A 25,909-nucleotide genomic window follows, 5' to 3' on the forward strand; every position below is an offset into this window, starting at 1 on the left:
GCCGTCTTAACTCAATTCGGAATCGAAATCGATGATGAACACAGCCGCCTGCATATGGAAATGATCCACAGGAGTTGTGCGCACGCCTATCTCGCCGCTAACGGCTGAGGTCATCAGGGGTACACTGACGGATGTAAATTCGCCCGAATTGTACGAACCCGATACCGAACGAAAGTCGTTCGAATGGTAGGCTCGACCAGCACTGAGATACAGTTCCGTTCGCTTCCATGGACCAAAGATCAGACTTCCCTTTGGCTGAAAAAGCCATTGATGTTTGACGGTACGCGAACCATCGATAAGGTTATCGTCGATGCCACCCTGATAGTCTTCCCGAAGCCCCACAACTGTTCGCAACCATGGAAGCCAGTGAGTCGTATTCTGTACGTAAAAGCCCACTGCACCGAGATTAATGTTGTCGGCGTTGCACGCATACTGAGCGCTATCATTCAAACTGCCGGGACAATCCCGAAGCGCTACACGCTCATGGGTATGACGGCGATCAACGTACAGGATGTCATAACGCCCCTGGACACCCACGGATGTCTCGCTCTCAAAACGTCCGATATGGTCATTTCGCGAGTAAGTCGATGTGCCTCCCAGCATCGTGCGCGTCTCATCCTGCTGATGTTGATCGCCATTAACGGGATCGTCCAGATAATGCGTGAAGTTGTTCCACAACGTCATCCGATTGTGCGAAGCAAAAGCGCTGGTAACCCACTTCCAGTTATCGCCGGCCATCCGATAATGCCCGGAGAGGCTATAACGTTCGGCAAATCCTCCGTCCGTGGGGTCAAGAGATCCGTAGCGACCGATCATCCCGCTGCGCATCGCCTCAAGTGGTTGATCATTTGTCGCGCGCCATTGACCACGATAAAACATTCCGGTGAGATCAAAGCCATTACGATCATCACCATGCGTGAAATGCGAAATGGCCCGCAAGGTGCGTGCATTGTCGGGATAGCGCCATGGGCCGTCGGCATGCTGCCAGGTGAAGGCATTGACCCACCGGTCTCCATTTTTAAACCTGGTCGTTCCACCAGCGTAGACGCGATAGTCACCCAGCGTTCCCGCGCTCGCGCTGATCTGACGCGGCACCTCGCTGGCAAGTTTCATGTGATCAGATCCAGCCACACCAAAGTCACCGATATTCGCGTAAAATGGCCCTTTCGTGTAATCTACTCCCCCCAGCAATTCGGGAATGAGAAAGTTGATATCAGTATAACCTTGCCCATGCGCATTCGTCGCACCGTTAACGGGCATATCGTCAACAAAGGTCGCCAGATCGGTACCGTGATCCAGGTTAAAACCACGGAGAAGAAGCTGATTGGCTTTCCCTTCGCCGGAATGCGTGGTCACGACGAGACCCGGAATCGCTTCCAGTATCTGTCCCACACGATAAGCGGGACGCATCTGAAGTTCCTTGGCCGTAATTGTTCCCTGACTGGCAGTTTGTGCCCGCCCGGTAAGATCCCGGCGCGATGCAACAACTTCAATATGCTCCTGACGAGATCTGGCCTGAACGGCGGGCTGCGACTGCACGACGGCTTTATCAGGTAATATCTTATTGGTGGTCACGGGAGTGGTTTGCGCGAACGATTGGCTTGGGCATCCCAATATACATCCAAGAGCACCGCAGGCGCAGAGTATTCCGCGGCCTGCCTGTCTCCTCGTAAGTCCACGCACTGCACGAGATCGCATTGGGCGTCCCTGATGTTATGTTATAATGTTGCATTTTATGGCAAAACTGCGAATGATCCGCAATATTGTTTTTGCGCTATATGTCACTGCGTCAGATGTAAAATCACAGCCATGAATGCCAGACCTGCAATGCTGGCCGTACCGCCGGCAAGACCTGGGTTCGCCGCACGACTTCTGGGTAACAGCTCGGCCGTCCCAATGTAGAGGAAGCCGCCGGCAAACAAGGCAAGCAGAACTGAAAACCCTGCCGCCTCCACGTGAAAGGTCTGTCCGATCACAACGCCCGTCAGAGGTGCGCATGCATTGGCCAACAGCCAGCGATAGGATTGTTGCCATTGTATGGGCTGGGCCGTCGTCCGTCCCAAAGTGGTAAGCCCAATCATATTGGCGCCATCCGCCATATCATGGCCCAGCACAGCAGCAGCGACCAACCACCCTGTCCGATCCGAAAGCTGGAAAGCCAGCCCAATCCCCAGACCGTCCATAACACTATGGACCAATAAGCTCGCCCGCCCTGCGACTGGTCCGGCAGGACAGCGATGAAGCAATAGATACAAGCCAAAGCCCATCGCCATCACTCCTGCCAAAAAGGTCGAAGTAAACCGACTGGCGCCTTCTTCGAGCGCTTCTGGCAGCAGGTCCATAAGCGCAAGCCCGACCACGCAGCCCCCGGTCAGGCCAAGCAGCAAATCAGTCCTGCGGTTGAATTTCATTGCCAGCAACCCGCCAAGCCCGGTGGACATACCAGCAGCAACACCGAGAATATAAGCAGTGGGTGTCATCTGGCGTCCTTACTCTGAGAATTTGGTGCAACGTCTTCCTGCCGATCACCCTTTTCTGCTGGGATTTGGCATAATGCGTCCTTCACGTGCCACCGCGTTCCCTGTGCCGTATCTTCAAGGATAACGCCTCGGGCGAGCAGCACGTCACGCAACCGATCCGCTTCATCGAAATCACGCCTCTCACGCGCCTCGGTCCGACGGTCGACCATGTCGGATATGGACACATCCAATACGGGCGGTAGAGACGCCTGCTCTTCTTTCTGCAACAACCCCAACACGTGAAGTCCGCCGAGCAACTCCGCGCGAAGCCGGACACGGACGGACGGCGTTTCTGCTCGGCGCAGACGGCCGGCAGTCTCGAACAGGGCACTCAGAGCAGCCGGCGTGTTGAGATCATCATCAAGCGCTCGCGCCACGCTCAGTTCGGTAGAGCCATCGACACTATCCTCCTGAGCGAGGTGGTCTGTGTCCGAAAGAAGCCGACGCAGACGCTGCAGAGTCCGCCTGCACCGATCAAGAAGCTCCTTCGACCAGTCCAGGGGCTGCCGATAATGCGACGAGAGCAGCGCAAGTCTGATGGCTTCTCCTTCCGTCTCCTTCAGTAAATCGTGGACAAGCACGACATTGCCCAGGGACTTCGACATTTTTCTCCCCTCGACAGTGACAAAGCCATTATGAACCCAGAACTTGCAATACTCTGCGCCATCACGCGCCGAGACACTTTGCGCAATTTCGTTTTCATGATGGGGAAAAATAAGATCCTGGCCTCCTCCATGAAGATCAATCGGCAAACCGAGCCGGTTTTCGATCATAGCCGAGCACTCGATATGCCACCCGGGCCTGCCGCGGCCCCAGGGACTCTCCCACCCCGGAAGATCAGGAGAGGATGGCTTCCACAACACAAAGTCGGCGGGGTCATGCTTGAACGGTGCAATCTCCACTCGCCCCCCAGCCATCAGGTCTTCTTGTTTCCTGCCCGACAAAACGCCATATTGCTCAAAAGACGGCACATGAAAAAGCACATGCCCTTCCGCGACGTAGGCGTACCCCCTGTCGATCAGACGACTGATGATCGAAATGATATCGGGAATGTGGTCAGTCACACGCGGTTCAAAGTCGGGGGTAAGCAGACCCAACGCCTTCATATCGGAACGATAGGCATCGATAAAACGATCCGTGAGCACCCTGATGGACTGACCCGTGCGCGCGGCTTCAGCGTTGATCTTGTCGTCGACATCTGTGAAATTACGTGCATAGAGCACACGCGAATATTTTTGACGCAAGACGCGATACAGAAGATCAAAGACAACCGCCGAACGGGCATTGCCCAGATGAGCGTAGTTATAGACGGTAGGGCCGCAAACATACAGTGTGACCCTGTTCGGATCACGAGGCTGGAACCTCTGCTTTCTTCCCGAAAGCGTATTTGTCAGAAACAGGGCATGACGACCCGGATCTGTTCCAGTTTCTTTCATCATGACGGTCGATTTCCCGGATAGAGATATAGAGTGCGATAAGGACCTTCCCGACCGTCACATTCTGTCTTGGCGTCCAGCCGCTGCATTATGAAATCCGCTCCTGAGGCCTGCCAGACAGTCCAGGTGCCACAATCCCCTAAACTGTCGTCCCGATGAAGCGACGTCAGAACACCTGACTGATCATCGTAGGTCACATTGAACAGATAGGATGACGTGTTCCAGACCCCATGGTCCCATTGCCTGAATGTCAGAAGCTCTACAGGTGAAGAGGGCATAGCCCGGATCACGACCTGCGTTGTTTCTGACAGTCTGACCGTGCAGGGTATGATCCAAATACGGCCCTTGTTCTCTGGGAGGCTGCCCATCCGATAGGCCTGCCGTCCTGAGGGATTATGTGCATAATGCGTGCAGCCCTCCGGTATGACGTCCTGCACCATAGCGGGAAGATCGAAGCCCTTAGCATTACTGGGTGTAGAGTTTGTTACACCCAGAAGAAACACATAGAACAATAATCGCTTTTTCCGACCTTCTCGCATTCCCGCATCAGGTTACAGCTGATTAGCGATACGCCGGTAGGATCGTGCGAGACTGACATTCATTTCAGCCACGCTCTCAGAAAATGCCGTGGCATCTTTGGTGACCTGTGGGACAGTCAACAGGTCGGTATTTGAATGAATCGTCGTTGTCGACGGGATATAAAACCCTTCTGTCAGCACACAATCTTCTACGACTGCATTATGCCGGACTACGCAGCCTCGCTCTACGGTGCAATTGAAGATAACCGAGTTAAAACCGATGAAAACCTCATCACCTACAGTGCACGGCCCATGAATGATCGAACGATGCGCGATCGAGGTTCTCGACCCGATCGTGACGGCCGCGCCATCTTTCGAATGAATGACGACACCGTCCTGAATATTTGATCCTCTGCCGATCCGTATCGGTTCGACCTCGCCGTTCTCATCGGTTTCGTCAGCACGAATGACAGCGTACGGTCCGATGAATACATCATCTTCAACAATCACGTGGCCACACAGAATAGCCGTCGGATCAACGAAAGCGCTCTCCGCCACTACGGGATAGTCGCCTCGTGGATTTGGTCTCAGCATGAGTTAGGTCCTCGATTTCCAAAGTTAGAAGCGAAAGGCGCCAAAAAGCGATGATCAGGCATCCATCAGAATTTCGCCGGGCAGGTCGTTCGACATGGTCTCACCAGGCTGGTAGTGCATGACAGACCGGATTGCCTCACCACGATGCAGCAGATCGAAGGCCTTGTTGATCTGGTTATGCGTCATGTTGTGCGTGATGTAGGGATCAACACTGAATTTTCCGGCCAGCCATTCATCCACCATTCCAGGAAGCTGCGAGCGCCCTTTCACGCCTCCAAAGGCCGTTCCGCGCCAGACACGCCCTGTAATCAACTGGAATGGCCGAGTGGAAATTTCCTCTCCGGCACCCGCGACACCGATAACGGTGCATTCTCCCCAGCCCTTGTGACAAGATTCCAGCGCAGCCCGCATGACATCGACGCGTCCGATCGCCTCGAAGGAATAATCCACTCCGCCGCCCGTCATCTCGACGATCACCTTCTGGATCGGATCGGTATGATCCGTCGGATTGACCAGATCTGTCGCCCCCAGATTTTTCGCCAGCAGGAATTTCGCGGGGTTGGTATCGACACCAATGATTCGCGAGGCACCAGCCATGACGGCCCCCTGAATAACGGCCATCCCTATCGCGCCGAGGCCAAAAACCGCTACAGTAGAGCCGGGCTCGACCTTTGCCGCATTCCGCACGGCCCCCATGCCGGTCGGCACGGCACAGCCCATGACACTTGCCTTGGCAAGAGGCGCGTCCTTGGTAATTTTCGCAACCGCGATCTCGGGCAGGACGGTGTATTCGCTGAATGTGCTGGTGCCCATATAGTGAAAAATCTGCCGCCCCTTATAGGAAAAGCGACTTGTTCCATCGGGCATTAGTCCGAGAGCCTGTGTCTCACGGATCGTCGAGCAGAGATTGGTCTTGCCCGAACGGATCATCGGACAGTTCGGATCTTCGGGAATGTAGAGCGGAATGACATGATCGCCCGGAACAACAGAAGTGACGCTTTTGCCTACATCCTCGACGATACCCACCCCCTCGTGACCGAGAATGCACGGAAAGCGTCCTTCAGGGTCATGCCCTGAAAGGGTAAACATATCGGTGTGACACAGGCTCGTGGTGACAATCCTGACCAGAACCTCACCCTCCTTCGGGCCTTCGAGATCGACCAGATCAATCTCGAGCGGCATGTTCGGTTCCCATGCAATAGCAGCACGCGTCTTCATTTTTGATGATCCCTCAAGAAAACATTAGTGGTTGACAATCGTATCTGTCAGGCTGGTTCCAGGCTTTCTGACTGACGGCGCCATATGGGGAATGGATCCGGCAGATGGGCATAACGGGCCGGATCAAAACTGTTGGTTTCGGGCACAAGGCAGGCATCGAGATCACGACGCAGTGCGGCCTCGTTCATCTCCGCAGTGCCGATGAAGACGATTTCCTGCCGACGGTCGCCATAAACAGAATCCCAGTTTCCCAACACGAAATCACGCCACTGATCGGTGTCAGGCCACTGGTTTTTCGGAATGGAAGCCCACCACAGTCCCATGGCTTCGCTGCGAACAAGTGCGCCCGCCTGGCTCATCTCCCCGACCCATTCGGGGCGTGTCGCAAGCCAGAAATGCCCTTTCGCGCGCACAACGCCAGGCCAGTTACGATCCAGAAACGCCTGAAATTTTGCTGGTTCAAACGGACGACGCGCACGATAGACGAAATTGCGAATGCCATACTCATCGGTTTCGGGCACATGGTTGGCAAAACCATAAAGTTCCTTGAACCACAAAGGATGCTGATGCGCTTTGTCATAGTCAAAGCGACCTGTATTCAGAATCCGCTCGATGGGAACCTGACCCATGTCCGTTTCAATAATATCTGCATCTGAGTTCAGGGCACGAATGATCTTCCGGGCAGCGTCTACCTGGTCGACTGTGGCGGTGGAGACCTTGTTAATGACCACGACATCCGCGAACTCAATCTGCTGGACCAGAAGATCGACCAGAGCGCGGTCGTCGTCCTCACCTGCCGTTTCTCCACGATCTTTCAGGAAATCACTTGAAGAATAATCCCGCAGCAGGTTTACGGCATCCACGACCGTCACCATCGTATCCAGCCGGGCAATATCGCTCAGACTGACACCATTCTCGTCGCGAAACTCGAACGTGGCCGCAACAGGCAGAGGTTCGGCGATCCCGGTCGATTCAATGAGAAGGTAATCAAACTTCTGCTCTTCGGCGAGACGCCGCACCTCCTGCAGCAGATCGTCACGCAGCGTGCAGCAGATGCAGCCATTGGTCATCTCGACAAGTTTTTCATCGGTCCGGGAGAGATTACTGCCACCCTCGCGCACGAGATCGGCATCAATATTGACCTCGCTCATGTCGTTGACGATGACCGCAACCTTATAGCCCTGACGGTTGTTCAGGACATGATTGAGCAACGTCGTTTTGCCCGCCCCAAGAAAGCCGGACAACACAGTAACGGGAAGTCTGTTTTCCATTTCCATTGTTCCTTCAGAGCTGTGTTGGGTTCGGAGCATCGCCATAAACGGCAATCGGATCGAAAGTCTTCTCTGCTTCACAGAAGACAAGCCTGGCCGCCGGGGCCGAAACGCCTTCATCAACCGGGAGATCAACACGCCGGTAAAAACAGCTGCGATAACCCACATGACAATTCGCTCCGACGCCAGCTGTTTTGACACGGAGCCACACGGCGTCCTGATCATCATCGATGCGTAATTCGACAACATGCTGGGTCAGACCGCTCGTCGCACCCTTGTGCCAGAGACACTGACGGCTTCGGCTCCAGTAATGCGCTTCACGGGTCTCGATGGTGCGGGCGAGAGCCTCCGCGTTCATGACCCCGACCATCACAACATCGCCGCTCTCCGCGTCGGTCGTGACGACTGTGAGAAGCCCGGCGGCATCGAAGCGGGGCGCCAGATCAGTGCTTTCTTCCACCTGCACAATGGAGAGGCGCGGCCGAAACGCTGCGGATTCATGGGCCAGGATCACACCCATCATGCGCCTCCCATGCCGGCCATGGCGAAAAACTGCCGGCGCAGCGTCTCCGAGGACTCAAACTCGCCAATCATGCGACTGGTCACCATGCTAACGCCGGGTTTGTGCACGCCGCGCGTGGTCATGCATTGATGGGCCGCATCAACCACCACTGCGACACCACGCGGTTTGAGAACGCTGTGGATCGTATCGGCGATTTGCGCCGTCAGCTTTTCCTGAATCTGCAATCTGTGCGCAAACACATCGACCAGACGTGCCAGTTTGCTGATACCGACGACCCGCCTGTCCGGCAGGTAGGCGACATGCGCCTTGCCGATCAGTGGAATGATGTGATGTTCGCAATGCGATTCCAGTCGGATATCCCGCAACACCACCAATTCATTGTAATTCTCTGTCTCTTCAAATGTCCTCTCAAGAAGGGCCACGGGGTCCTCCTCGTAGCCTTCGAAAAACTCCTCATAGGCACGGACCACCCGATCGGGTGTGCCTCTCAGTCCCTCGCGGTCCGGGTCATCCCCCGTCCACGCGAGCAGCGTCCGCACCGCCTCCTCCGCCTGAGCTCGCGTGGGCCGGGGCCGTAAAACCCGGGTGGGCGCATGCGCCGGTGGGCGCGTCTCGATGGTTGTGTCCATTATGCCCTCACATCGGCGTTGACTATGTTACGTTATAATATAACGTTATGGGTATGCACAGCATCCCGTCAAGCACCGACTTCATGACACCTCCTTTCACCACACCAGCAGTTACGGAAAAGCGCCTCATGCCTTTCCCGGATGAGTCTGCAATCATGTCCCGGGACCCGCATCAACGTCGCACTGCCACGCTGTTCGTGGAAAGCTGGCCCGCCCCGGCGCCAGACAGCCCTGAAATGCCGCCTCTCACCTATCCTGCCCCCCATGTGATCGCCTGTTCCAACGCATCCATCCTGCTGGACCTGCACCGCGGCGACATCGACATGGTTGTCTGGGGACGGATCGTTCCAGATGTCTGGCACAAAGCGTTGGCAGAAGCCCCTTCCTCCCAGAGCGTCTTCGACATGTCCGGTACTCCCGGGGAAATTGCCGACGCCCTTGCGTCCCGAACTATGATAAAGGCATTCCCGCCTCTGGTTCTCAGTGATGCTGCTGAATTATCGAGCCTGTTTTCCGCCGTCACGCAGGATTGTCCTCAGCGTCTCAGACTGACGACAGAATCCCTCGATAACACTGGCTTTGAAGCGGTGCCAGGAGCGCTCAGACTTGTCTGTTGCTATGGCGCGGCCAGTGCCGAGTGGTGCAGTTACCCCGATCCACATGCGGGCATGATCAGCACGCTGGACTCTTTTGCTGTGGCGTTCATCAAGGGTTTTGGCGGTCAGGATGCCGGCTGTCTGCATCGTATCTGTCACGCGGGTCACGACACTACTGCGCCCGGGATCCATCTCATCATCGATACAGTCAGAGGATGAAGAATATGGAAACATCTTCTCGTCGTTTCTGTTCTTTACCATCCCGGCAATGTGGATCTTCAGACCGCACGACGTCGGTCCGGGACGACATACTGACCGTTCTGACAAACGCCAGACTTCCACTTTCCGCCTACGACATACTCCGGTGCATTGACAGCCCGGACGGGCGCACGCTGGCTCCTCCAACCATTTACCGTGCACTGAGTAAACTTATGGCCGAAGGCCTCGTCGCCCGTCTGGAAAGCCGGAATGCGTTTGTGCACATCAGAGCGAAAAATCCCTCTCGTCTGGTTTTTTGTATCTGCGAGCAATGCGGTATCGCCCAATCGGTGGAAAACGAGGCCTCCTCCCGTCTGATCGACAAAAATGCCGACAGTCTTGGATTTCAGGTCAGGCGACGGATCATTGAGTTGCAGGGACTTTGCTCTGATTGCCAGTCCTGTCCTGCAACGCCCGTCCGTTCGATCACGCAATCCCTTCCTCCGCAGGCCATCAAATGAGTTCCTGCCATCTCTCCGCTCTTTTTCGTCAAGGGTCTTCAATGACATCGTCTGCGTCCCTCCACCGTCCTGCCCAAAAAGAGCCAGGCGAAGTCCTGGCCTGCCGGATCAATGGTGTTCTTCATGACCGTTCGTCCAGCATAGCCGATGACATTCGGTCCCAATCTGTGTACCGGCACGATGCAGATGCGCTACCCCTCATCCGCCATGACGCGGCGCATATTCTGGCTCAGGCGATCAGCGAACTGTTTCCGGGCACTCTGTTTGCGACCGGGCCGGCTACTGAAAGCGGCTTTTACTACGATGTCGAGCCGGAAGAGCCGATCACGGCGGACGATTTGCCCCGGATCGAAGCCCGCATGCATGAAATAGTCGCTCGTAATGAACCGATCACTCGCGAGATATGGGACCGGGAGACGGCACTTTCCTGGTGTCACGAACAGGGCCAGGACTACAAAGCCGAGATCATCAACGCACTCCCGGCTGATGCTGTTCTGACGTTCTATCGACAGGGTGATTTCGTGGACCTGTGTCGTGGGCCTCATCTCTCCAGTACCGCACAGATAGGTCATGCTTTCCGTCTTCTTGAAACAGCCGGCGCTTACTGGAAGGGTGACCAAAACCGCCCGATGCTCCAGAGGATTTACGGCACGGCCTGGCGTAACGAGCAGGAACTCGAAACCTGGGAAAAGCGACGGGAGGAGGCTATTCGACGCGATCATCGTCGGCTAGGTCGTGAGATGGATCTCTTCCATTTTCAGGAAGAAGCACCGGGAGCAGTGTTCTGGCATCCCAACGGATGGACGCTGTTCCAGACACTCCTCGCCTATTTGCGTAAGCGTCAGCGCACGGAAGGCTATGTGGAAATCAACACGCCTGACATCATGGATCTGTCTCTGTGGAAAGCCTCCGGTCACTGGGACAAATTCGGGGAGAACATGTTCACCACCGAGACCGAGGGACGCACCTACGCTCTCAAGCCCATGAACTGTCCCGGTGGCGTACAGGTCTTCCGACAAGGGTTGAAAAGCTATCGCGATCTGCCACTCCGTATGGCCGAATTCGGTAAGGTTCATCGTTTTGAACCCTCGGGGGCACTTCATGGTCTCATGCGTGTGCGTGCCTTTACGCAGGATGACGCCCATATTTTCTGCACGCCCGAACAGATGGAAAGTGAGACGCAGCGGATTTGTGATCTGGTGCTCTCGATTTACCGGGATTTTGGCTTTGATGATGTCAGGATCAAGTTCTCCGATCGCCCGGAAAAGCGGGTGGGGTCGGACGAAATATGGGATCGGTCAGAAGCTGCGCTGCGCCATGGTGTCGAAGCTGCCGGGTTAACATACACCCACAATCCCGGCGAAGGTGCCTTCTACGGCCCGAAACTGGAGTTCGTGCTGCGGGACGCCATCGGACGGGACTGGCAATGCGGTACGGTACAGGTCGATCTCAACCTACCGGGACGGCTGGACGCACACTATGTCGGCGCCGATAGCCAGAAGCATACGCCTGTCATGCTGCATCGCGCCTTATTCGGTTCACTTGAGCGCTTCATAGGCATTCTTCTGGAGCACCACACAGGTCATCTGCCGTTCTGGCTCGCTCCGGTGCAGGTTGTGGTCGCAACCATCACAGAGGAGGCTAATATCTATGCCGGAGACCTCATCAAAACACTCGAAGACCATGATATCCGGGTTCGTCCTGACCTGCGCAATGAGAAGATCTCCTATAAGATCCGGGAACATAGTCTCGCCAAAATACCTGTCATGCTGGTCATCGGGAAAAAAGAAAAAGAAAACGGAACCGTCTCCATCCGGGAATATGGAAATCCGGCTCGACCAACAATGCAGGGCGAAGAAGTCGTCAAAGTGTTGGCAACCACCTCCCGTGATCGACTGCTACGGGTCTTTGACGCATGAAGAACTTTCGCGCCGCTTTCGACGATTTATGGTATCTCAGCCGGCCCTATTTCACGTCTGAAGAAAAGAAGTCCGCGTGGGTGTTACTGACTGCGGTACTGGGGCTGACCCTCCTGCTGGTTGGGGCGGATGTCCTGCAATCTTTTTCCCGCAATATTTTCTATACAGCCCTGCAACAGCGCGACGTCACATCTTTCCTCCGAGGATTGTTCTGGTTCGTCCGGACACCGTCCATGATCATTCCCGGTTTCTTCATCATCACCCTGCCATCGCTGTTGATCTCGGTTTACGCCACCTACCTCCAGCAGCTCCTGCAACTCCGCTGGCGGCGCTGGATGACACACCGCATGCTCGCCCAGTGGCTCGATCAGAATCTCGCTTTCCGCATTGCCGTGACACAGGCTCACTTAAAAGAGGCCAGCGACAATCCTGATCAGCGCATACAAGAGGATATAGACGGTTTTGTACGTGATACGCTCTCACAGTTTCTCGATATCGTATCGCGTACGATTACCTTCATCAGCTATGTCGGACTTCTCTGGTCTCTCTCCGGGTCCATCACCGTGCTCGGGGTTCGTATCCCCGGCTATTTCCTGTGGATAGCCCTGCTTTATTCTGCTTTTGCGTCAATTATCACACATCTTACAGGTCGCCGGCTAATCCCGTTACGCATTATCCAGCAAAAGGCGGAAGCCGATTTCCGGTATGGACTTGTGCATGTCCGGGATCATGCGGACAGTATCGCCCTGAGCGACGGAGGAGACCGCGAAAAGCATCTTCTGCTGGGAAAATTCTCGTCCGTATATGACAATTTTCTTGGCATTATGACCAGGACGAAATGGCTTAGCTTTCTGACAGACGGGTTGGGCACGTTGTCCGGAAATTTCGCCCTCCTCGTCGGATCAATCCGCTATTTTGCAGGAAAGATCACCTTTGGGACCCTGATGCAACTTGTTCAGGCATTTTCCCGCGTCGAGGAAGCACTGGGCTGGATATGGTCTGCTTACCCGGCCATTACCGAATGGCGAGCCAATGTTTCCCGTCTGGCAAGCTTCCAGAGAACGATGGATTTCATCGCCGTCAGCGACCATGATTCCTTGCGTGAAAAATCAGCTTCAAATTCTGATATTGTTACAGAGAATCTGACTGTACTTCGTCCGGATGGTTCAGTTCTGCTTTCAAACGTCAACATCACGCTGCCTCAGGGGCAGGATATTGTTCTGACCGGCGCATCTGGCGTTGGTAAATCCACCTTTCTACGCGCCCTTGCCGGAATCTGGCCATTTACCAGCGGTCAGATCCACGTGCCTGAGGCACGGGTAATGTTCCTGTCGCAGCGTCCGTATCTGCCACTGGGGACACTGCGCGAGGCACTCTGTTATCCCGTTGCCCCAGAAGCAGTTCCCGATGAGCGTGTTTGTCGGATCCTTGATCTGGTAGGCCTGTCATTCCTTGCTGATGAACGCGATACGGAAGCAAGGTGGACAGAACGCCTTTCGCCCGGCGAGCAGCAGCGTCTGATGTTTGGACGCATTCTGATAAATAGGCCTGAATGGATATTCCTCGATGAAACCACGTCAAATCTTGACCAGGAGGGAGAGATCCGTCTTTACGATCTTCTGCGCGAGCATATCCCGAATCTGACGATCGTTTCCATAACGCATCGTCAGGCACTCCAGGATCAACACGCCGTACAGATTGACATTGGATGCCATTCGCCCGGGCCGCGCGTGTGACAGCAGACCTCCAGACAGGGTGAAAGCTTCCGGTATCTCTCATGGATACCAGCAAACAATGATTGGTATTACTGACGCAGGGTGCCACCCATAGTAATGTGTTATCGTCCGAATGACGAACTGTAAGCGGAGAAATACGTTATGGATGAACAGATCCGAAAAACCGTCCTGAGAATGATCCCCTATGGGCTCTACGTACTGACAGGAGGAAGTCAGGACAGCACGATAGCATCGGCGACTATCAATTGGGTAACGCAGACCAGCTTCGTTCCTCCTCTGCTTGCCCTGGGCATCAAGACCGATTCCGCCATTTACGCAGAGGCAAGCAAAAGTGGCGATCTGGTGCTGAACATTCTCGGCAGAGAGCAGGGAAATCTGGCCTTTGCGTTCTTCAAGCCCGTTCCGTATGCGGATGGCAGACTGGGAGATTACGAGGTCAGGTGGGCCGCCAATGGAGCCCCCATACTCGCATGCGTCCCGGCGGCGGTTGAACTGAAAGTGAGACAGATTGTGGAACTGGGTGATCATCACACCTTTGTTTGCGAGGTTACCGGCGTCTACCTCACAAAAGACATTGCCGGTCGCCCTGATGACGCCATCCTGCACATGAAGGATCTTGGAGAAAAAGTCTTTTACGGAGGATAGACGCCGATCTTTGTCATGAATTGATGTTTTTTCGTCCCTTTGTGATGCATCTTGATCACGGAGAGTCTGAACCAGTCTGCCACCCCGGCAACGCGCATGACAGAACGGGATAAGGTTCCGATTTTACCATGTCTCTGTATTACAGCACGTGACTCTCCAGGATGACCCAACGGTTCTCAACGGGGCTGCGGGCATCAAGGCCTGATTTCGGGCAGGCGAGCGGCGCATCACGTCGTGTCGCCTGACCCAGCGTTGTATTCCTGCCGACTGTGCCATGTCGGTTTATGAATGACGTCTGATACCAGCCGTTGTTTGCCAGAACCCGTGAAAATCAGAGTATCTACCGGTTGTCCCCGTTTGCAAAATTTGCTGTAGATCGCGGCAATGAACGACTGCCATTACGTGAACTCCAGCCTTCAACCCATCTCGAAAATATCTACAGCGCCATGTTTTGTTATTTCTGAACCAGCCAGGACTGCCGTTCAACCAGTCGCCGTAATTGACATCAGACTCGTTCTTCCTGGTTATGTCCGTTTTACCTGTGAAAGTATTCAACACTTTGACAGTAAGCTCAAACCAGCCCGTAGCGTTCCAGAAGATCGTCAATCTCGGTCCCCTGTGTCAGGTGCCGGATCAGTCCGGATGCTGGCACCTTCTCTCCGTCCCGCAGTTCCGCAGCCGCCTGTAACAGCATCCGGACATCGAAAATGCCGCCCGACACTTCCGGCACAGCCCGCCTGACGCTGCACAGGGTATAGACCGCCTCCATCGCCGTGCGGACGGAATATTCCGTGGTGAAAACCGTATCGCGTGGCGTTTCGGCGAACTGCCCGAGAAAGGCGAGATTGACGCTCCCATCCGGCACTACCTTCGGTCGGTCAGCCGGTGCACGCGGCATGAACTGCGCCGTGATGAACGGCATCTTGCACGGACGCGTCGTCGCCCCTGTCGCTGCCATGTCGTCGATCTGCTCCACCGGCACGCCCATATGGAACAGCCACTCACGAGTGATTTCCTCCCCCGTGCAGCCCTGCATGGGCTTTTTCACGTAATCGCCAGGCACGTCACTGAACAGACCATAGAGCCAGACCACCATCTGGCCTTCGGGCTGCCCCTTGAAATGAGGCTGACGGCTGACCACCCAGCTCATCAGCCAGGATGAATCCGCGATCGTGACCGGGCCACCCGTGATGATTTTCCCCGAAAACGGATCACGCCCCGTAATCCGCTTTACAAGCTCCGGAATCCGCGCATCCCGGGTCGTAACCGTAGCCGACAGCCAGCGGGATTTTTTCGTATCACCACAGAAAACATCAGGATGCCCGAATGCGGCATCCTGCGCTGCGATAGTGCGCCAGAGCTGCCAGATGCTCCCCTCTCCGATGGTCGTATCAATCGGCGCGGGTGTATGATGGTCGCCCCAGCGTGAATTCTCCACCATGGAACCGTTGGTCACGAACACCAGCTCCGCCGAACCCAGGTCAACACCAGCGGTCGCGCCATTTTCCAGCCAGTCGAGACGGGTCGCAACTTTCGTTCTGCCCGACACATCAACGGCAACATTCGTCACCGTCACACCATGACGGAACACGACGCCCTGATCGGCAAGCCATGTGGCCAGTGGTCTGCTCAGGGATTCCTGCTGGTTATATCTGGTGAATTTCAGCGCATGCAGATCCTTCAGTCCGAGGATCTGATGCACGAACCGTGCGAGATAGCGCTTCATCTCAATGGCGCAGTGCCAGGTCTCGAACGCGAACATCGACCGCCAGAACAGCCAGAAGTTCGACGCCATGAAATCGCCGGACAACACATCCGCGATCGTCTTTCCCGCCAGTTCGTCCTCATCGGTCAGAATGAGGGTAATGATCTCGCGCCGCGCCTTTCCCGTGAGCGTCAGCCTGTCACGATCGGCGAGGGGCTGTCCCCGATTGCACATGGCGCGGACCGGACTTGTAGACGGATCGGCCTGATTGACCTGCCAGACTTCATCCAGCACTGATGCATCGGGAATTTCCAGAGATGGAATGGAACGATACAGATCCCACAGACACTGGAACTGCTCTTCCATCTCCCGACCGCCACGGATCAGCCAGCCGGTCTCCGCATTCCCCGCCCCATCCAGCGCACCACCATCGCTGTCCGATGCCTCAAGAATGGTGATGGCTGAAGGCGTCATGCCCGTATCTCGGATGAGGAACGCCGCCGCCGCCATGCCCGCCAGCCCGCCGCCCACGATCCACGCTGACCGTCCTTCCATACCCTGCGGGGCTGGAGGGTGAACGAAAGCCTCGTAATTGCTGTGAGCGTATCTCATGGCGCATGTCCTTTTCTGAAAAGGGCCGATGGCGGGAAACCCTGCCAGCCATACAACACCTGCTAAGCCGATCTGTCGTTGCGATGTATCAAACGCCCCGAACAGGACAGGATGATCCCCTTTCTCAGTCAGCCAGAGCCGGCGCCTGCACCCGATACAGAACTCCATCGGGCAGCGGACGCTGAAGCGCCAGAGCCTCTGCTATCGGTGCCGTCATCCAGCGCTCCAGCTCATCCGGTTGCGTCAGGATCACAGGCATGGCTTTCGGATGGATCGCGCCCACCTCCAGATTGGCGTCCGTGGTCAGAAAACCGAACAGATCATCCGTCGTCTCTCCGTCCGCCAGCTTGCGCACGGACGTCCATCGACACCAAATCCCGGCAAAGAAGACCAGCGGTTCTCCATCATTCCGCGCAAACCACACCGGTCGTGATGTCCCGTCGGGCAGACGCTCCGGTTCGGAGAACGCCGTCAATGGCACCAGACAACGATGTTGCACGCCCTCCCAGCGTTTCCACCATGTCGAGGACGGATTGCGGATGTTGGTTACACCCCGGTCGACCCTGTGTCCCTTGAGATAGCCAGGAGGTGTCGGCATGCCCCAGCGTGCCATGACCAGTTCGCGACCGTTTCCGCCGTTCCGCACGATCGGGGCCATTGTATTCGGGTATATCTCCGTCAAAGGCTGGAGATTGCCCGTCAGATCATCGAGAACCTTTGCAATCTCCCGGATCGCTTTCTGGTTCGATGTCATGGCGTAGAGATTGCACATCAGGAATGCTTCTCCCCGTAAGCCGGAACCGACGCCGGTTCCTGTTCCGCCACAGGCTCATGCGACAGTGCACCCGGCAGGGCCAGACAGGCCAGAAGCCCCGCCAGCGCCAGAAGAAAGAGAGCAGACCACCAGCCATACAGAAAGGCGCCGGCCACGCCGCCCAGCGTGAAGGACAGCACGATGGCGGCATGCAGCCCCAGACACTCGCGCGTACCGGTCCGCCGGGCTGGGTCAACCGGATGAAAAAAGCTCTCCAACCAGTCCGCCAGTTCCAGCCCCACATCGGTGAGCATTCCCGTCATATGGGTGGTGCGGACACGCGCCCCGGAAATGCGTGTGACCGTGGCGTTCTGAAGCCCCATGAGGAAACTCAACCCAAAGGCCAGCACCGGATCCCGTGGCTGGGCCGAAAACAGAAGATCCACGCCCCCCAGAAACCCGAGCAGGCAGGCTTCCAGCAGGATGCTCCGTGCGTAGATTGAGGGCAGGTTGTGGCGACGGCCCGCATTGACCAGAAGCGCCGACAGCACGGCTCCTGCGACAAAGGCCAATATCAGACCGCAGCAGGACAGGACCAGTTCCAGATGGCCTTCATGCAGGCCACTCGCCAGTGCTGAGACATTGCCGGTCATATTGGCCGAATAATAGCCCACGGCCAGAAACCCGGTGGCGTTCACGGCACCGGCGATAGCCGCCAGCGAGCAGCCCAGACGCCTGTCGATGCTGGCGTTGCGCTCCGCTCCCTCGTGAACAAGCACCTGTGCCTCCCATCGTGACTGACCGCATGAGGGAGACTCCGTGTTTGTCGGTTTCCCCGGACAACGATCTTTTTTATGGGCGGGATGGTAACAGCCCGCCCTCTTCCGACAAAGCGTCCTGTTTTCAATTTCTTAGGACGATATCTTCCCGGATTGCGAATTGCCACAGATGTGGCGCGATACGCTCCTCCGAAAGATGAATGTTGACTCCCCACGCCATTAAAGAACAACTCAGGAACATATAATCAGGAAACCCACCAGGACGAATGGATACTGAGTCGTGACATGACTGCCGAACCCCAGAAAAAATCCGGTCTGGAGACGCTGCGGGCCGCGATCAGCCGTCTCGAAGGGCATAGCGACCGACGCCGCAAGGTACTGCCCTTTGGCGTGCGCGAGATCGATGCGCGTCTGCCCGGTGGCGGGCTGGCTCTGGGCGCCCTCCATGAAGTGGCGGGAGGGGGGAATGACGCCCTGCATAGTGCCGCGGCCGGACAGTTCTGCGCCGGGATCGCGGCCCGCACGCGTGGCAAGGTGCTGTGGATCGTCACCCGCCAGGATGTGTTCGCCCCTTCCCTAAAACAGGTGGGTCTTTCCGCCCGGCGAACCATCTATGTCGAGGCACGCTCGGACGTCGATGTGCTTGCCTGTTTCGAGGAAGGACTGCGGCATGGCGGCCTTGGGGCTGTGGTCGCCGAGGTGGCGCGTCTGTCCATGACGGCCTCACGCCGCCTGCAACTGGCGGCCGAGACGTCCGGCTCTCTTGGCATCGCCATCCGGCGCTGGCGGCGACAGACGGATGCGGCGGATTTTGGTCAGCCGACTGCCAGTGTGACCCGCTGGCGGGTCTCCGTCCTGCCGTCCGTGTCGTTGCCGGTGCCCGGTGTGGGAAGACCGCGCTGGTTGCTGGAACTCATCCGTGCCCGTGCGGGCGAATGTGCCGATTTTGAAGTGGAAGCCTGTGATGGCAAGGGTCGTCTCTCTTTACCTGCCGCTCTGGCCGACGGATCGGATCAGGAAGCGGCTGGGCAAAGACGCGCCAGCGCCTGAGGTGCCGCTGGCGCTGGCCGGTCGTGAAGGACGACGACGGGTTGTCCTGTCAGTCGATCTCGCAGCCCGCAAGCTGGGGCTGCGCTCCGGCATTCCGGTCGCCAAAGCTCAGGCACTGTATCCCGATCTGGTGCTGATGGACGCTGATCCTGACGGTGATCGGCTGGGTCTGGAAAAGCTGGCGCTGTGGTTCCAGCACCGTATCGCGCCCATCGTGGCCGTCGATGCGCCGGATGGGCTGGTTCTGGATACGACCGGGGCGGATCATCTACATGGCGGTGAACTTCCCATGCTCAAGGACATGGTTCATCGCATGGCGGGCGCCGGCTTTCGGGCAAAAGCTGTGGTGGCTGACACGTGGGGAGCCGCGCACGCCATCGCCCGCTATGGTCGGGCGCCGATTGCCGTTGTGCCCTCAGGGGGAACGGCCTCTGCTCTGGCCGACCTTCCGGTTGAAGCGCTGCGCCTGCCGGACACCATCATCGACGGACTGGCTACGCTGGGGGTATCCCGTATCGGACCACTTGCCGCCATGCCCCGCGCGCCGCTGGCGCTGCGGTTCGGACCGGATGTCGCCCGCAGGCTGGATCAGGCGTTCGGGCGCATCGGGGAAGCCATCGTGCCAGTCCGCCCGGTCGATCCGGTCGCGGTCAGCCGGAACTTCGCCGAGCCCATCGGGGCCGCTGAAACCATCGCCAGGTATATCGGCAGGCTGGTGCTGCTGCTCTGTCAGGGACTGGACGAGCGCGGACAGGGCGTGCGGCGTCTCGACCTGCTGCTGCATCGTGTGGACAGCCGCACCGAGGCGATCCGGGTGGCCACGGCCATGCCAGTGCGCGACGTCAAGCGCCTGACCCGGCTGCTGTGCGAGAAGATCGAAACCATCGATCCGGGCTTTGGGATCGAACGCATGGTGCTGATCGCCTCTTTGGCCGAACTCATGGACCGGCGGCAGACCGTCTCCTCCCTGATCGCCGAGCAAGAGGCCGATGTCTCCGACCTGATCGACACGCTGGCCAACCGTGTCGGCACGCAGGCGCTGTACCGGTTTGCTCCGGTGGAAAGCGACCTGCCCGAACGCTCCTTCTGCCGCGTGCCCGCGCTGGCGCCCGAGGAGACGAAGGACTGGCCCGAGCACTGGCCACGTCCAACACGCCTGCTGGCGCGGCCGGAACCCGTGCAGGCGATGGCGGAACTGCCGGATCAACCGCCACTGTTCTTCATCTGGCGGGGCGTGCGACGGAAAGTGAAATGCGCCGACGGGCCGGAGCGTGTCTTTGGCGAATGGTGGAAGAATGACGCCGAACTGACCATCGCCCGGGACTACTTCCGGGTGGAGGATACCAGTGGCGAGCGGTTCTGGCTTTACCGGGCCGGCGATGGCGAGCATGGCGAGACCGGCTCGCAGGGCTGGTTCCTGCATGGGATCTTCGGATGAACACCTCGGCACTACGGTACGCCGAACTGCAGGTGACGACGTATTTCTCGTTCCTGCGTGGAGCCTCCTCGCCGATCGAACTGTTCGAACAGGCAAAAGCCCTTGGCATTGAGGCGCTGGGCATCTGCGACCGGAATTCCCTGGCAGGAATGGTGCAGGCGCATGGAGCGGCAAAGCAGGTCGGGCTCCGGCTTGTCGTGGGCTGTCGCCTCGACCTGGCCGATTTCCCGCCGGTATTGGTCTACCCTACGGACCGGGCCGCCTATGGTAGGCTGTGTCGTCTGCTCACCGTTGGCAAGGCACGAGCCGGAAAGGGAAAGTGTCATCTTCTCTGGGATGACTTGATCGCCTGGGGCGAAGGCCAGACCGTCGTCATGATCCCGGACACGGCAGACGATGCCTGCGCCCTGCACCTGCGCAAGCTAAAAAACGCCTTTGCTGACCGCGCCTATATGGCGCTGACACTGCTGCGCCGCCCCAATGACCAGATGCGGTTGTATGAGCTGGCGAACCTTGCCCATCAGGCCCGTGTCCCAACCGTTGTAACCAACGACGCACTGTTCCACACCCATGACCGTCGCATCCTGCAGGATGTCGTCACCTGCATCCGCCACAACACCACCATCGACGAGGCGGGGTTTGTCCGCGAACGTCATGCCGATCGCTATCTCAAACCGCCACAGGAAATGGCCCGGCTGTTCAGCCGTTACACGGAAGCGGTGGCTCGCACCATGGACATCGTGGAGCGCTGCCGCTTCTCGCTCGATGATCTGGCCTACCAGTATCCTGATGAAGTCTCCGTACCTGGCCAGACACCCCAGCAGGAGCTGGAGGCGCTGACTTGGGAGGGCGCCCGTTCCGTCTATCCGGATGGCGTACCGGATGACGTGGCGGAAACGCTCCGCCATGAACTCGGACTGATCGGGCGGATGAACTACGCACCGTATTTCCTGACCGTGAACAGCATCGTCCGCTATGCCCGCTCCCAGGACATTCTCTGCCAAGGCCGTGGCTCGGCTGCCAATTCTGCCGTTTGCTACGTGCTCGGCATTACTGCCATCGATCCGGCCCGCAACTCGTTGCTGTTCGAACGCTTCGTCTCCGAGGAGCGGGGCGAGCCACCGGATATCGACGTGGATTTCGAGCATGCGCGACGTGAACAGGTCATCCAGTGGGTCTATGAGCATTACGGGCGTGACCGGGCGGCACTGACGGCGGTGGTGATCCGTTATCGCGCCAAGGGAGCACTCCGGGACGTTGGCAACGTGATGGGCCTCCCCGAAGACCTGATCCGCACGCTGTCAGGTCAGATCTGGGGCTGGGGGCGCAAACTGGATGATGAGGCCCTGAATGAAACGGGTATTGACCTGTCCGACCGGCGCATTCGCCTGACACTCGACTTGGCACGTTGCCTGATCGGCGTGCCACGCCACCTGTCACAGCATCCCGGCGGCTTCGTGCTGACGCATGACCGGCTGGATGAACTGGTGCCGATTGAGCCCGCCTCTATGGAGCAGCGTCAGATCATCGAATGGGACAAGGATGATATCGACGTTCTGAAATTCATGAAGGTCGATATCCTGGCGCTCGGCATGCTGACCTGCATGAAAAAGGGGCTGGATCTGCTGGCGGAACACAAGGGCCAGCACTTCACGCTCCAGAGCATTCCGGCCGAAGATCCGCGCACCTACGCCATGATCCGCAAGGCTGACACCATCGGCGTGTTCCAGATTGAATCCCGCGCCCAGATGTCCATGCTGCCACGGCTCAAACCGCGTGTGTTCTATGATCTCGTCATTGAGGTCGCGATCGTGCGTCCAGGCCCCATTCAGGGGGATATGGTGCATCCCTATCTGCGTCGCCGTGAGGGGATCGAGCCGGAAAACTATCCTACCCCGGAACTGGAAAAGGTTCTGAAAAAGACACTCGGGATCCCGTTGTTTCAGGAACAGGCGATGCAGGTCGCCATGATCTGTGCGGGGTTTACAGCCGCAGAGGCCGATCAGTTGCGTCGGGCCATGGCGACGTTCAAAAATACCGGCACGGTCTCGCAGTTTCAGACACGCCTGATCAATGGCATGCGCGCCAATGGGTATGATGAGGAATTCGCCGAGCGGATCTACCAGCAATTGGAAGGCTTCGGTTCCTACGGTTTTCCCGAGAGCCATGCGGCGAGTTTCGCCATTCTGGCCTATTCATCCTCATGGATGAAATGCACCCATCCAGATGTGTTTCTGGCCTCCCTCCTGAATTCCCAGCCGATGGGATTCTATGCGCCGGCACAACTGGTCCGTGATGCGCGGGAACATGGCGTGGAGGTCCGACCTGTCTGCGTGAATGCTTCACGCTGGGACAGCACGCTGGAAGGCCCGGAAAGCTCCAATGGCCGATTTGCCGTGCGGCTTGGCATGAGTCTGGTGAAGGGACTAGCCAACGACGATGCAGCCCGGATTGTTGCCGCGCGAGCCTCACGCCCGTTTACCTCGATCGATGATCTGTGGCGTCGGGCTGGCGTGAAGTCGGCAGCCCTGACCCATCTCGCGGAAGCCGACGCTTTCCGGCCCTCGCTCGGGCTGGCACGGCGCGAGGCGCTGTGGGGGATCAAGGCGCTACGGGACGAACCGCTGCCTCTGTTTGCCGCAGCGCGGGTGACACGGGAAGCTGAAGAACCGGATGTGCTGCTGCAACCCATGCGCGACGGGGCCGAGGTGGTGCGGGATTACAACCGGCTTGGCCTTACCCTGCGGGATCATCCGCTGACCTTTCTACGCGAGGATCTCCGGGCAAGGGACATCATGTCCTGTCGGCAGGCATTGGCGACAAAGGATGGGAAGCGTCTCACCGTGGCGGGGCTGGTTCTGGTCCGGCAGCGACCGGGCTCCGCCGAAGGTGTGGTGTTCATGACGCTGGAGGACGAGACGGCCAATATGAACGTCATCATCTGGCCCGATATGTTCGACACTAACCGGCGCGTGGTGCTTGGCGGCCAGATGCTGGCGGTGACAGGCATACTGCAGAAGGAAGGTGAGGTCGTGCATCTGGTGGCAAAGGAGATTATCGATCTCTCCGGGCTGCTCGCAGACGTTGGTAATCGCTCCTCTGCTGAGAGCGCTCATGACAGCGTTTCCGCCGGTGAGCGTATCGTCGTCAGATCGCGCAATTTCCACTGATCAATAAGGCCGCCGATCAAGCTCACGCCATCGTGAAAAGCCTTGTTATGAGTCCAAACTACGCTGCAGTTTCACTCCCATTTGCATCCTATACGCATCCTGCGCGTGTTTCCCAAACGCAGAAAGCCGCCCATTGGGGCGGCTTAACATGCTGATTATATTGTATAAGTTTTGGTTGCGGGGGCACGGTCTAGCCGATACCAACACTCTTTACACGTCGCCATTTGACATACTCGCACAACATCGGATGCAGACCTTACCGACTGGACAGAAGGCTCTGACTACAGCGTTCAATGGCATACGAATTGGCTTCGAGTTCAGTCTAATAAATTAAGCAGACGGGCAGCAGTCGCCCTCATCTCGGACAATCTGAAACACAAACGAATGACCGCATAGCGGACGACGCTGGCCAATCTTGCCTGGGTAATTTTTATTTTCGCAGGCGAGTATCCATGCACGACGGGTTCAGTTCGATCCGAACTGGCGTTTCTTTTTCGAAGGCCTGATGATGCGCGTGGCGAGCAACAGAGTGCCATGAAATAACGCGAGCAATGCAAATGTTTCGGCATAAGCCTCTGACGCGACATGAGTCGGACCTGCTATCGCAAGCCGCCACCCAAGGAATGTCGCACACACTGTAATCAATGTCGGTCCCCCAATCCTTTGCATGATGTTCAGCGCGGTCGTTGCCATCGGGATATCCTCACGTGCGATCGAAGCGTATCCCGCGCTCATCGCCGGAATGCCGACAGTACCCCCGCCTCCGCCACGCAGCAGCAGTGCTATCGTGAGCAATGTGACGTTCAGACCGTTATAGGCGAGCAGCATCAGAATCACTGTTCCGACAAAGGACAAAAGAGCCCCGCAACCGGTCAGATCGCGCGCGTCAAACCGGTCACTCAGACGGCCAATGAGCGGATAGACGCACATCATCCCCAGACCCAGGGGTGCCATGAACAGGCCCGTCCGCTCGGGCGAGACACCGCAGGCGTGGATCAGCCATACGGGTAGAAGCATCTGACCAGCGAACGACACCCCGTTCGTCAGAAACATGATGATCGCCGACACCGAAAAGGCAGGCGCACGCAGCAGGCGCAGGTCGATCAGCGCGTCATCGCCCTTGCGTCGCGCGGATCGGACATACAGGACGAACAGCACGAGGGACGCGCCTAAGGTCGCCTGTCCATAAGGCCGGGCGACATGATCCATGCCGTAGAGAAACGAGACGAGAGCGGGTGCGAGAAATCCTAGCCCTGTCAGGTCAAGTGAACGGGGCCGCTCGTCATGCCGATCGTCAGGGAGAAACAGAACGGCGAGGGCAAAAGCCGCAAGCCCGACCGGCACATTGAGAAGAAATATCCATCGCCAGGACGCGACGGAGAGAATGGCACCGGCGACGACGGGTCCAAGAAGGGGCGCGAGCAGAACGGGCGCCGTCATTGCGCTTGCGACCCTCGGCATCTGACGGCCCGCCACACGGGCAACCGTCATCTGTGCCATAGGGGCAAGCAGACCGCCCGTCATACCTTGCAGCAGCCGGAATACGATCAGGGACGGCGCGGACCACGCCAGCGCGCACAGGCCTGATGTCAGCGTGAAGGCACCGAAGCACCATAAATAGACCGCTCGCCCCCCGAGGTGGCTTACGAGCCATCCATTCAGCGGCAGCGTCAGGGCGAGTGCCAGCAGATAACCGCTGACCACCCACTGTATGAGTGAAAATGGCGCGTGCAGGGTCGCGACAAGATCTGGTAGCGACACATTGACGATCGTGGCGTCCAGTTGAGCCATGAAAGATCCGACCGCCGCGACGCCCACTATTTTCCAGGTGCCCGGAGGCAGTTGATCCGGGCCTGAGGCTGGTGACGACGTTCTGGCGTTCATGAATGATCTCGTTGGGAACCGCGAGACGCGCAGACATCCGCCATGAACTTACGCATCCAGCGCGATCGCCTCGCTCGTCGTCACACGGCCAAGGCGCGGAAAAATCTCCTCACAGGCAAAGCGCTGCATCTCGTCCGTGAAGGTGGACATGAGATCCTCGACGAGCACGACGTTGTATCCATGCTCATGCGCCG

22 protein-coding genes are annotated in these 25,909 nt (G+C 57.5%); 8 read left to right on the forward strand and 14 right to left on the reverse strand.

Annotation, left to right across the window (positions count from 1 at the left end; translation table 11 throughout):
* Window positions 1–6: 6 nt before the first annotated feature.
* From AD948_RS10710 to folE, 9 genes are all read right to left on the reverse strand, one after another.
* Window positions 7–1,575, reverse strand: a complete 1,569-nt coding sequence (locus AD948_RS10710; protein ID WP_248845998.1) for a TonB-dependent receptor — start codon at window positions 1,573–1,575, stop codon at window positions 7–9.
* 206 nt (window positions 1,576–1,781) lie between these two features.
* Complete coding sequence (locus AD948_RS10715) at window positions 1,782–2,480, reverse strand: ZIP family metal transporter (protein ID WP_061471951.1); 699 nt, start codon at window positions 2,478–2,480, stop codon at window positions 1,782–1,784.
* Entirely contained in the window at window positions 2,477–3,958 is a 1,482-nt protein-coding gene (cysS, locus tag AD948_RS10720) for a cysteine--tRNA ligase (RefSeq protein ID WP_237938455.1), read from the reverse strand. Before cysS ends, AD948_RS10715 begins: the two co-directional genes overlap by 4 nt.
* Window positions 3,955–4,494, reverse strand: coding sequence for a DUF1176 domain-containing protein (locus tag AD948_RS10725; RefSeq protein WP_082782404.1), 540 nt, complete (start codon window positions 4,492–4,494; stop codon window positions 3,955–3,957). Before AD948_RS10725 ends, cysS begins: the two co-directional genes overlap by 4 nt.
* Window positions 4,495–4,506: 12 nt before the next feature.
* The gene (locus AD948_RS10730; RefSeq protein WP_061471955.1) at window positions 4,507–5,067 is read right to left on the reverse strand and encodes an LbetaH domain-containing protein; all 561 of its coding nucleotides are present in this window, start codon (window positions 5,065–5,067) and stop codon (window positions 4,507–4,509) included.
* 54 nt (window positions 5,068–5,121) lie between these two features.
* On the reverse strand, window positions 5,122–6,285 hold the full coding sequence (locus AD948_RS10735) for an S-(hydroxymethyl)glutathione dehydrogenase/class III alcohol dehydrogenase (RefSeq protein ID WP_061471957.1): 1,164 nt from the start codon (window positions 6,283–6,285) through the stop codon (window positions 5,122–5,124).
* Window positions 6,286–6,332: 47 nt separating this feature from the next.
* Window positions 6,333–7,556 (reverse strand): zinc metallochaperone GTPase ZigA, encoded by a 1,224-nt coding sequence (zigA, locus tag AD948_RS10740; protein ID WP_061471993.1) that lies wholly within the window; start codon window positions 7,554–7,556, stop codon window positions 6,333–6,335.
* Window positions 7,557–7,569: 13 nt separating this feature from the next.
* Window positions 7,570–8,079 carry a phosphoribosyl-AMP cyclohydrolase gene (gene hisI, locus AD948_RS10745; RefSeq protein WP_061471959.1) on the reverse strand — a complete coding sequence of 170 codons (510 nt, stop codon included), beginning with the start codon at window positions 8,077–8,079 and terminating at the stop codon, window positions 7,570–7,572.
* Entirely contained in the window at window positions 8,076–8,708 is a 633-nt protein-coding gene (gene folE / locus AD948_RS10750) for a GTP cyclohydrolase I FolE (RefSeq protein ID WP_061471961.1), read from the reverse strand. The genes hisI and folE overlap by 4 nt, the downstream gene beginning before the upstream one ends.
* Before the next feature lie 83 nt (window positions 8,709–8,791).
* Between folE and AD948_RS10755 the strand changes: the two genes are divergently transcribed.
* The 5 genes from AD948_RS10755 to AD948_RS10775 all read left to right on the forward strand — a co-directional run bounded on the left by AD948_RS10755 (window position 8,792) and on the right by AD948_RS10775 (window position 14,323).
* The gene (locus AD948_RS10755; protein ID WP_061471963.1) at window positions 8,792–9,523 is read left to right on the forward strand and encodes a DUF1826 domain-containing protein; all 732 of its coding nucleotides are present in this window, start codon (window positions 8,792–8,794) and stop codon (window positions 9,521–9,523) included.
* 5 nt (window positions 9,524–9,528) lie between these two features.
* Window positions 9,529–10,023 carry a Fur family transcriptional regulator gene (locus tag AD948_RS17815; RefSeq protein WP_082782408.1) on the forward strand — a complete coding sequence of 165 codons (495 nt, stop codon included), beginning with the start codon at window positions 9,529–9,531 and terminating at the stop codon, window positions 10,021–10,023.
* A 41-nt stretch (window positions 10,024–10,064) separates the two neighbouring features.
* Window positions 10,065–11,942: a threonine--tRNA ligase gene (thrS, locus tag AD948_RS10765; protein ID WP_330848719.1), complete on the forward strand. Its 1,878-nt coding sequence runs from the start codon at window positions 10,065–10,067 to the stop codon at window positions 11,940–11,942.
* Entirely contained in the window at window positions 11,939–13,678 is a 1,740-nt protein-coding gene (locus tag AD948_RS10770) for an ABC transporter ATP-binding protein/permease (RefSeq protein ID WP_061471967.1), read from the forward strand. The genes thrS and AD948_RS10770 overlap by 4 nt, the downstream gene beginning before the upstream one ends.
* A gap of 141 nt (window positions 13,679–13,819) precedes the next feature.
* The gene (locus AD948_RS10775) at window positions 13,820–14,323 is read left to right on the forward strand and encodes a flavin reductase family protein (RefSeq protein ID WP_061471969.1); all 504 of its coding nucleotides are present in this window, start codon (window positions 13,820–13,822) and stop codon (window positions 14,321–14,323) included.
* Window positions 14,324–14,894: 571 nt separating this feature from the next.
* On the opposite strand, the gene AD948_RS10780 is transcribed toward AD948_RS10775, so the two are convergent.
* The 3 genes from AD948_RS10780 to AD948_RS10790 all read right to left on the reverse strand — a co-directional run bounded on the left by AD948_RS10780 (window position 14,895) and on the right by AD948_RS10790 (window position 18,173).
* Window positions 14,895–16,640: an oleate hydratase gene (locus tag AD948_RS10780; RefSeq protein ID WP_061471997.1), complete on the reverse strand. Its 1,746-nt coding sequence runs from the start codon at window positions 16,638–16,640 to the stop codon at window positions 14,895–14,897.
* Window positions 16,641–16,764: 124 nt separating this feature from the next.
* Window positions 16,765–17,412 carry an SOS response-associated peptidase gene (locus AD948_RS10785; RefSeq protein ID WP_061471972.1) on the reverse strand — a complete coding sequence of 216 codons (648 nt, stop codon included), beginning with the start codon at window positions 17,410–17,412 and terminating at the stop codon, window positions 16,765–16,767.
* Complete coding sequence (locus AD948_RS10790) at window positions 17,412–18,173, reverse strand: YoaK family protein (RefSeq protein WP_061471974.1); 762 nt, start codon at window positions 18,171–18,173, stop codon at window positions 17,412–17,414. Before AD948_RS10790 ends, AD948_RS10785 begins: the two co-directional genes overlap by 1 nt.
* A gap of 285 nt (window positions 18,174–18,458) precedes the next feature.
* Between AD948_RS10790 and AD948_RS10795 the strand changes: the two genes are divergently transcribed.
* From AD948_RS10795 to AD948_RS10805, 3 genes are read left to right on the forward strand one after another with little or no spacing between them, the layout of a single operon-like run.
* The gene (locus tag AD948_RS10795) at window positions 18,459–19,223 is read left to right on the forward strand and encodes an ImuA family protein (RefSeq protein ID WP_061471976.1); all 765 of its coding nucleotides are present in this window, start codon (window positions 18,459–18,461) and stop codon (window positions 19,221–19,223) included.
* Window positions 19,138–20,661: a DUF6504 family protein gene (locus AD948_RS10800; RefSeq protein WP_169797409.1), complete on the forward strand. Its 1,524-nt coding sequence runs from the start codon at window positions 19,138–19,140 to the stop codon at window positions 20,659–20,661. Before AD948_RS10795 ends, AD948_RS10800 begins: the two co-directional genes overlap by 86 nt.
* Entirely contained in the window at window positions 20,658–23,831 is a 3,174-nt protein-coding gene (locus AD948_RS10805; RefSeq protein WP_061471978.1) for an error-prone DNA polymerase, read from the forward strand. Before AD948_RS10800 ends, AD948_RS10805 begins: the two co-directional genes overlap by 4 nt.
* Window positions 23,832–24,296: 465 nt before the next feature.
* Here the strand turns inward: AD948_RS10805 and AD948_RS10815 are convergent, their stop codons facing one another.
* Both AD948_RS10815 and AD948_RS18870 read right to left on the reverse strand, forming a co-directional pair.
* On the reverse strand, window positions 24,297–25,715 hold the full coding sequence (locus AD948_RS10815) for a DHA2 family efflux MFS transporter permease subunit (RefSeq protein ID WP_061471983.1): 1,419 nt from the start codon (window positions 25,713–25,715) through the stop codon (window positions 24,297–24,299).
* A gap of 48 nt (window positions 25,716–25,763) precedes the next feature.
* On the reverse strand, window positions 25,764–25,909 hold a 146-nt coding region (locus tag AD948_RS18870; RefSeq protein ID WP_156479005.1), incomplete at its 5' end, for an isochorismatase family protein.

Source organism: Acetobacter senegalensis, from assembly GCF_001580995.1.
GTDB classification, from domain to species: Bacteria; Pseudomonadota; Alphaproteobacteria; order Acetobacterales; family Acetobacteraceae; genus Acetobacter; species Acetobacter senegalensis.